Source organism: bacterium (genome assembly GCA_026708055.1).
Taxonomy (GTDB): domain Bacteria; phylum Actinomycetota; class Acidimicrobiia; order Acidimicrobiales; family CATQHL01; genus VXNF01.
This window is the reverse complement of record JAPOVS010000030.1, coordinates 1-7,640: the sequence shown is the minus strand read 5'-3', so window position 1 is coordinate 7,640 and position 7,640 is coordinate 1. Positions and strand designations below refer to the sequence as shown.

The window sequence follows — 7,640 nt, the reverse complement described above, 5'->3', positions numbered from 1 at the left end:
AGGCAGGCAGGCAGGCAGGCAGGCAGGCAGGCAGGCAGGCAGGCAGGCAGGCAGGGGAACACCTGTACGCGTCGGGTCGTGCTCAGCCCACGCCGCCGGTGCTCATCTTCGTCGTCAACAAGATCGCCAACGCCAGGGCTCTGTTCAACTTCGTCGCGGGGCACGAGGACGCTGACGGCCGGCTTCACCGAGGCGCCTTCGAGGAACTCTCGAACGTAGACCCCCACGGGCGCTGGTTCGACAATCCGCGCACCCTGGTGGTGCACAGCAAGGTAGGCGAGGACGACGCCATCCCCGACGAGCTGAAGCGCCTGCTGCTGCGGCGAGCCGGGGTGGAGAGCAAGAAGGACGCCGAGGCGGCGGTGCGGGAGATGCTGGCCACGGTGGGCCGGGCCGGCGAGCCGGGCGCCGATGTGCGCTGCGTCATCTCCGTCGCGATGCTGACCGAGGGCTGGGACGCCCGCACGGTCACCAACATCGTGGGCTTCCGGGCGTTCGGCACCCAGCTGCTGTGCGAGCAGGTGACGGGCCGGGCGCTGCGGCGCACCTCCTACGACGCCCTGCGCCCGCCCGACGAGCAGGGCCGCCGCCTGTTCGAGGCGGAATACGCCGATGTTGTGGGGATCCCCTTCGAGTTCATGCCCGCCATGGACGCCCCTCCGAATCCGCCGCAGCCGCCCAAGCCCCGAACCCGGGTGCACACCGTGGCCGGCCGGCGCGGCCTGCGGGTGTCGTGGCCGCAGGTGGAGCAGTACCTGCGGGTAGCACCCGAGGGCCGCTTCACGCTGCGGCCCGAGCGGGTGCAGCCGTGGTCGGCGCCGTCGGGCGGTGTCGCCACGATGGCCGCCCTCGAGGGAGTGGCCGGCGAGGAGTCACTGATCTCGGCGCTGGACCCCGGCGGGCGCCGCCGCAGAGCCGAGCTGCACCTGGCCAGGGACCTGACCCAGCGGGTCACGACTCGGGCGGCTCCGCCGGCTGCGGCCGAACGCATCGCGGCGAGGCCCGACGAGGACGGCACAGGCGCCGGCGGTGGCATCGGGAGCGGAGACGTGGCCGCGGCGGGGCGGTTGGCGCTGTTCCGCTCGGCGCTGGCGGCGGTGCGGGCCTGGACAGCGCACCCCGAGGTGGACCTCACCGCCGAGCGCCTGCTGGAACTGGTGATTGACAGCGCACGGCGCAGCGAGGTGGTCGAGGCGGTGCTCGCAGCCTGCGACGTGGCCACCGGGTCGATGACACGCCGCGCCCGGCTCGCGCCGCACCAGCCGCTGGCCGACACCGACGAGGTGGACTTCGAGACCACTCTGGAGCACATCCGGGAGGCGACACGCTCGGAGCTGTCCCACGCCGCCTGCCACTCGCGGCTGGAGCTGCTCACCGCCCAAGCCCTCGACTCCCACCCGCTGGTGCGCCGCTGGGCTCGCAACTTCGGCCTGGGCTGGACGATCCCCTACCACCACGAGGGCGCCTGGCGGCGCTACGAGCCCGACTTCACAGCCTCCTTGGCCGCCCCCGACGGCGGGACGGTGAACCTCATCGTGGAATGCAAGGGGGTGATGGACGACAAGGCCGAGGCCGCGGCCCGCTGGACCACCGAGCACTGGATTCCCTGCGTTGCGGCCACCGTTGAACTGCCCGACAGCCTGCGCCGCTGGTCCTACGCCTTCGTCGAGCACGCCGACTCGGTGCGCCACGAGCTCGACGTCGCCGTGCGGGCAGCCCTGGCCGCCCACACCGAGCCGAGCGCCGCGTGAGCCTCTGCCAGCGCCGACAGAAAGACGCCGCGCGGCGTTCGCGCTCGGACTGACCGCCACCCCAGGAGCGACACGATGGCCCGCAAGCCCACCCCGCCGCCGGAGTCCTACAGCCACGAGGGGGCGTCGCGGCTGAACCAGCCCACCGTGGAGAGCGCGCCGCTGCTGTCCGAGCAGGACCGGGCGCCCAAGCAGTTCAGCGTCGCGCGCCGCAACACCGGAGTGCCGGCCGCCGAGGCCGGCGCGCCCCGCAAGGAGCAGCCCGAGCCCGTGCTCTGCTGGGACCGCCAGGGGGCAACGTCGGCGGCCGACGACGACCACCGGTTCGCGGGCCTGCCGCTGTACACGCGGGAGAAGGTGAACCCGCTCTCGATGATCCACCAGCTCCGCAAGCCCGATGCCGCCGAAGCCGCCCCCAGCCTGTTCGACGACTTCGACGGCCTGCCCGACGGCGCCTTCGAGTGGGAGTTCTACCAGCACCCCGGCAACTGGCAGAACCGCCTGATCCACGGCGACTCATCGGAGGTGATGCAGAGCCTCATCGCCCGCGACGGCCTCGCCGGGCGGGTGCAGATGATCTACTTCGACCCGCCCTACGGCATCGGTTTCAAGTCCAACTTCATGACCGCCACCGACCGTCTCGAGACCCGCGACGACGCCAGCGGCGTGCCCGTCGGCGACACGACCCCGCTGCGCGCCTTCCGCGACACCTACCGCAACGGCATCCACAGCTACCTCGACGAGGTCCACGAACGCCTCGTGCTGTTCCGCGAGCTCCTGACCGAATCGGGCTCGCTGTTCGTGCAGATAGGCGACGACAACGTCCACCGGTTAGCCGTGCTCTGCGACGAGGTGTTCGGAGCCGAGAACCGAGTGGCGACGATCACCTGGCGATCAACAACCGGTTCATCGGCCCGGACACTTCCGGAGTCGGCGAGCTACATTTTATGGTATACGCGAGACAAGAATCACGTTAAGTTCAGACAATTGTATGAAACGCTAGATCGAAAAGAACTACTCGAAATGTGGACCTATGCTGGTCGTGTTGAACTGGCTGATGGTACCACTAGAGGCCCTACGAGCGAGGAGCGTCGCGATCCAGAGGCATGTCTTCCCGAGGCAGCACGCCTCTACAGCTGGGTGGCATTGAGTTCACAAGGAGCATCGACGACAGGCCGCACCTGCGATTACGTCTACAAGGGGGTGACTTACCACCCAGGGAGCACACGCCAATGGCGCGTGTCTACTCCCGAGGAGCAGACACGCACCAGTGGCCCAGAAGCACACGCCAATGGCGCGGCCGAGTCCCCGCCGGGCGGCGGTGACTCGGGTGTCTGCGGGCTTGATCGATTAGCCCAACTCGGGCGTCTTGAAGGCACCAGTGGTAGCGATTTGCGCTGGAAGTGGTACGAAGATGAGATGCCGGGCCGACGTATCGATAACGTCTGGCCACAACAGAGGCAAGCACGAAATAAGCGCTATTCGGTTCAAACACACCAAGGCTTGGTAGAGCGCTGCATGCTCATGTCCACCGACCCCGGCGACCTGGTTCTCGACCCCACGTGCGGTTCGGGGGTCACGGCGCATACCGCTGAGCACTGGGGGCGGCGGTGGATCACCATCGACGCGGGGCGGGTGGCGATCGCCGTGGCGCGGCGGCACCTGCTGACCAGCACCTACCCGTGGTATCGCACCCTCGACGGCGGCAACGACCCGGGCGCGGGGCTCGACACCGAGACGATGCAGCGGGTCTCCGCGGCCACGCTGGCCTATGACACCGTCGACGACCCCGAGAACACCATCCACCTGGTCGACCGGCCGAAGGAGGAGAAGGGCCGCAGCCGCCTCACCGGGCCGTTCACGGTGGAGTCGCATTCGCCGTACGTGCACCTGCCGTTCAGCGACCCCGCCGGCAGGTTGAGCGACGATCCGTCCGACGCCTCAGGAGGCCCCAGCGACCGCGGCCCCGATCCGACGGACGACGAGACCGGCGCCGGCCGGCCCGCGCGATCCTCCGGTCGAGCCCGCGTGGCGGCGTCGGACATCGGGACGGCGGCCGGGCAGGACGCCGAGCGGCTGCTGGAGGCGCTGACCAGCGGGGCCGTGCGCGACGTGAACGGCCGGGAACTGCTGCAGGTGACCGAGGTGACGCCGTGGCCCGACGGGCGGCTGGTGAGCCATGAGGCCGACTGCGCCCGCCCCGGCCGCGAGGGGCACCTGGTGGCGGCCATCGTGCTCGCCGCGCCCGACGCCACCGTCGGCGCGGTCCAGGTTGCCGCGGCGGCTGCCGAGGCCCGGCGGGGCCGCGCCGACATCTCCGATCTCATCGTGGTCGCCCCGGCCTTCGAGAACAATGTGCCCGAGAGCGCCGGGCCGCTGACCGTGCACAAGGTGGTGGCGTCGCGCGACCTGCAGATCCCCGGACTGGCCCGCGACGGCGGCTCGCCCACGCTCACCCTGCTGGGCGAGCCCGACGTGGACTGCGAGACCGACGCCGACGGGAACCTGGTGGTGCACCTCCACGGCTTCGACACCTACGACCCCGTGACCGGCGAGCTGCGCCACTCGAGGCCCGACGCCGACGTGGACTGCTGGATGATCGACACCGACCACGACGGCACCGCCTTCTTCCCCCGGCTCATCTACCTGCCCGGCTACAAGCGCGGCGACGCCCAGATCAAACGCCTGCTGAAAGCCTTCGGCCGCGAGCGCGACACCGAGGCGGCCGAGGCGCTCTGCGGACTCAGCTCCCAGCCCTTCAGCGCGCCGCCGCCCCCCAACAACATCGCCGTGAAGATCATCACCCGCACCGGCGCCGAGATGACCACCACCATCACCCCGCCCCGCTGATCGCGGGCGTCAACGCTCGTGAGGGGGACCTCCGCTCGAGGGGCCGTTCCGCCCGAGGTGTCCGAGCGGCGCGGCGAGACCCGTTTCGGCGGCACTTCATTGAATTGCGGACACGGCGTCGCCGCAGTAGCCTACGCGTGTTCCGAGTCGGCGACGGCGACGAACGAGCGGTGCCGGAGCACTCCCCGGTTGAAGGCTTACGGCCGAGTAGGGAGTACTCCGGCGCTCGCGTTCTATGCGCCCGAACTGCCCGAATGCCAAGAGTAAAATTCGGCGTCAGCAGCGGTGCCGGAGGCGTCAGGAGCTTGGGGCGCCGACGCCTCTTTCGCTTCGGGTGAAGGTGCCTCCTGTCGGCGGCACCTGGGGGATGTCGCCTTCCCAGCAGGCGAGGACGATCATCACCTGCAGCAGCACGTCGGCTCCGGCCGCCAGGTCCGCGGGCGCGGTGTACTCGGCCGGATTGTGGCTGAGCCCCCTGTGGCTCGGCACGAAGATCATCCCGGCGGGGCAGACCCTCGCCAGCATCTGGGCGTCGTGGCCCGCGCCCGAGGGCAGCCGCTTGGTGCTGTGACCCAGGCGCAGGGCGGTGGCCTCGACGAGGTCCACCACCGGAAGGTCGAAGATGACCGGTTCGAAGCGGGCCATGGACCGGGCGGAGATGCCCACGCCCTCGGCGGCGGCGATCCGCTCGAGGCTCGTGGCCATGAGCCGTTCCGCCTGCTGGAGTTCCTGCTCGTGGATGTTGCGCATGTCCACGCAGAGCCGCGCCCGGCCGGCGACCACGTTCACCAGGTCGGGGTGCAGGTCCATGACCCCGACGGTGGCGACCTGGTAGCCGCCGATGTCGCCGGCGATCTCCCGCGCCGCCACCGCCACCCGGGCGGCGGCGTAGCCGGCGTCGCGGCGCATGTCCATCGGCGTGGTCCCGGCGTGGTTGGACTGGCCCTCGATGGTCACCTCGCTCCAGGAGATGCCCTGCACCCCGGTGACGGCGCCGATCGTGACGCCCTCCTGCTCCAGCACCGGACCCTGCTCGATGTGCAGTTCCACGAAGGCGAACGGTGCGGGGGCGGGACATGGCGCGGCCCCGCGGTAGCCGATGCGGTCGAGTTCGGCACCCACCGAGACGCCGTCGCTGTCGGTCACGTCGAGGGCCTGCTCGACGCTCATGCCGCCCACGAACGTGAGGCTCCCGAGCATGTCGGGCGGGAAGCGCGAGCCCTCCTCGTCGGTGAAGAAGGCGACAGCCAGCGGGCGCCGCAGCCGCACCCCGGCGGTGCTGAGCGTCTCGATCACCTCGAGGCCGGCGAGCACACCCAGGTTGCCGTCGTAACGCCCGCCGGTGCGCACGGTGTCGATGTGGCTGCCGGTTATGACCGGCGGCCCCTCCGTCTCGCCGGGATAGACGGCCACCACGTTGCCGACGGTGTCCACCGTGACCGACAGGCCGAGATCTTGCATCCAACCCACCACCAGGTCCCGCCCGTCGCGGTCCTCGTCGGTCAACGCGAGCCGGCAGTTCCCGCCGTCTCCGGTGTCGCCGATCTGGCTGAGCGCTTCGAGACGGCCGACCAGTCGGTCGATGTCGATGCGCAGGTTCTTGAGGTCGTCTTGGCGCATCCCGGGCATCCTCCTGTCGGTGTATCGCTCGCCTAGTGTTGGCCAGGACGTGCACAGCGTCAACGCGCGCGTGCCCGAGGTTCAGGAAGTCGGTGGCGTCGTGGACATCATTCACATCGAGTTCTTCGTCGAGCCCTTCAAGGAAGGCACTCCCGGCCCGCACGTGGAGGCGGCCGTGGCGGCTTTCGCCGATGCGGGACTCCAACCGGAGGTCGGCCCCTTCGCCACGACGGCCACCGGCGACATCGACCAGGCGGCGGCGGCCACGTCGGCCATGGTGCGCGAGGCGTTGCAGGCGGGTGCCACGCGGATCGTTCTGCGCCTGGAGCGCGACCCCGATGACCCTGCGACCGGTGGAACGGACGCCGCATGAACTCCGGTGACCCTGCGGGGTCCGGGATTTCCGGCGACGACGATCCCCTGACGAGCCACTCCGAACACCCGGTCTGGCGAATGCTCCAGCCGGTGGCTGCGGCGGTGGGCGGGGAACTGCTGCCGCCGTCGGAGCGGACTCCGGGCGACATCCCGCTGGACTTCGGTGGCGAGACGGTGGGTGTGCTGCGCCTGGGCGGATTGGACGGTGCCCTCGGGCGGCTGATCGAGTCGGTCGAGCGCGAGCTGGGCGACTCGCTGCCGAACCTGTCCCGGACCGGCAAGCAGGCGGCGGTCCGGCTCCTCTACGAGCGGGGTGCCTTCCTGTTGCGCAAGGGCGTCGAGGACGTCGCTGCGGCGATGGGGGTCAGCCGGATCACGATCTACAACTACATCAACGCCATGGAGCAGCCCGCCCCGGGGTCCGGGGACGGCGGAGGCTGAGCGCTCAGGCGGCGCCCTCGACGACGCCGGCCATCCAGAGCCCCAACCGCTCCACCGTCGCATCGGCCCGGTCGAGGACCCCCATGAGGCGACCCTCGTACATCACGCCGATGCGATCCGAGAGCGCCAGGACCTCGTCGAGGTCCTCGGAGATCAACAAGGTGGCGCATCCCGAGGCTTTCTGGGCCACGAGTTGGCCGTGGATGTACTCGGCGGCGCCCACGTCCACACCGCGCGTGGGCTGGGCGGCCAGGATCACCTTGGGCTCCGCCGACAACTCCCGAGCCAGGATGAGCTTCTGGATGTTGCCGCCGGAGAGGTTGGATGTCGGCACGTCGATACTGGGGGTCTTCACCGCGAACCGCTCGACGAGGTCCCGGCAGTGCTCCCTGATGGCGCCGAGGCGCAGGAACCCGCGGCGGCTGAACTCGGTGCCCTGGTTCAGCAGCACCAGATTCTCCGCCACCGAGAACCTCCCGATCACGCCGTCGCGCATGCGCTCCTCGGGAACGTAGGACATGCCGGCGTCACGGACCTGCCGCGGGTGGCTCCCGGTGACGTCCGCCCCGGCGATGCGGACGCGGCCTTCGGTGACGGGGCGCA

6 protein-coding genes are annotated in these 7,640 nt (G+C 70.3%); 4 read left to right on the top strand and 2 right to left on the bottom strand.

The window, feature by feature from the left end; translation table 11 throughout:
- Together OXG55_06225 and OXG55_06220 are read left to right on the top strand one after the other, a co-directional pair.
- Window positions 1–1,751, top strand: a 1,751-nt coding sequence (locus OXG55_06225) for a hypothetical protein (GenBank protein MCY4102842.1), incomplete at its 5' end; no start/stop codon positions are given.
- A 75-nt stretch (window positions 1,752–1,826) separates the two neighbouring features.
- Window positions 1,827–4,601, top strand: a complete 2,775-nt coding sequence (locus OXG55_06220) for a site-specific DNA-methyltransferase (GenBank protein MCY4102841.1) — start codon at window positions 1,827–1,829, stop codon at window positions 4,599–4,601.
- Between the two features lie 297 nt (window positions 4,602–4,898).
- Here the strand turns inward: OXG55_06220 and OXG55_06215 are convergent, their stop codons facing one another.
- Window positions 4,899–6,230, bottom strand: a complete 1,332-nt coding sequence (locus OXG55_06215; protein MCY4102840.1) for a Zn-dependent hydrolase — start codon at window positions 6,228–6,230, stop codon at window positions 4,899–4,901.
- 91 nt (window positions 6,231–6,321) lie between these two features.
- Here OXG55_06215 and OXG55_06210 point away from each other — a divergent pair, with 91 nt between their 5' ends.
- Window positions 6,322–6,594, top strand: a complete 273-nt coding sequence (locus OXG55_06210) for a thiamine-binding protein (protein MCY4102839.1) — start codon at window positions 6,322–6,324, stop codon at window positions 6,592–6,594.
- A complete protein-coding gene (locus OXG55_06205) occupies window positions 6,591–7,037 on the top strand; it encodes a helix-turn-helix domain-containing protein (protein MCY4102838.1) in 447 nt (148 codons plus the stop codon). The genes OXG55_06210 and OXG55_06205 overlap by 4 nt, the downstream gene beginning before the upstream one ends.
- Window positions 7,038–7,041: 4 nt before the next feature.
- Here the strand turns inward: OXG55_06205 and OXG55_06200 are convergent.
- Window positions 7,042–7,640, bottom strand: a 599-nt coding sequence (locus tag OXG55_06200; protein ID MCY4102837.1) for an ATP-binding cassette domain-containing protein, incomplete at its 5' end; no start/stop codon positions are given.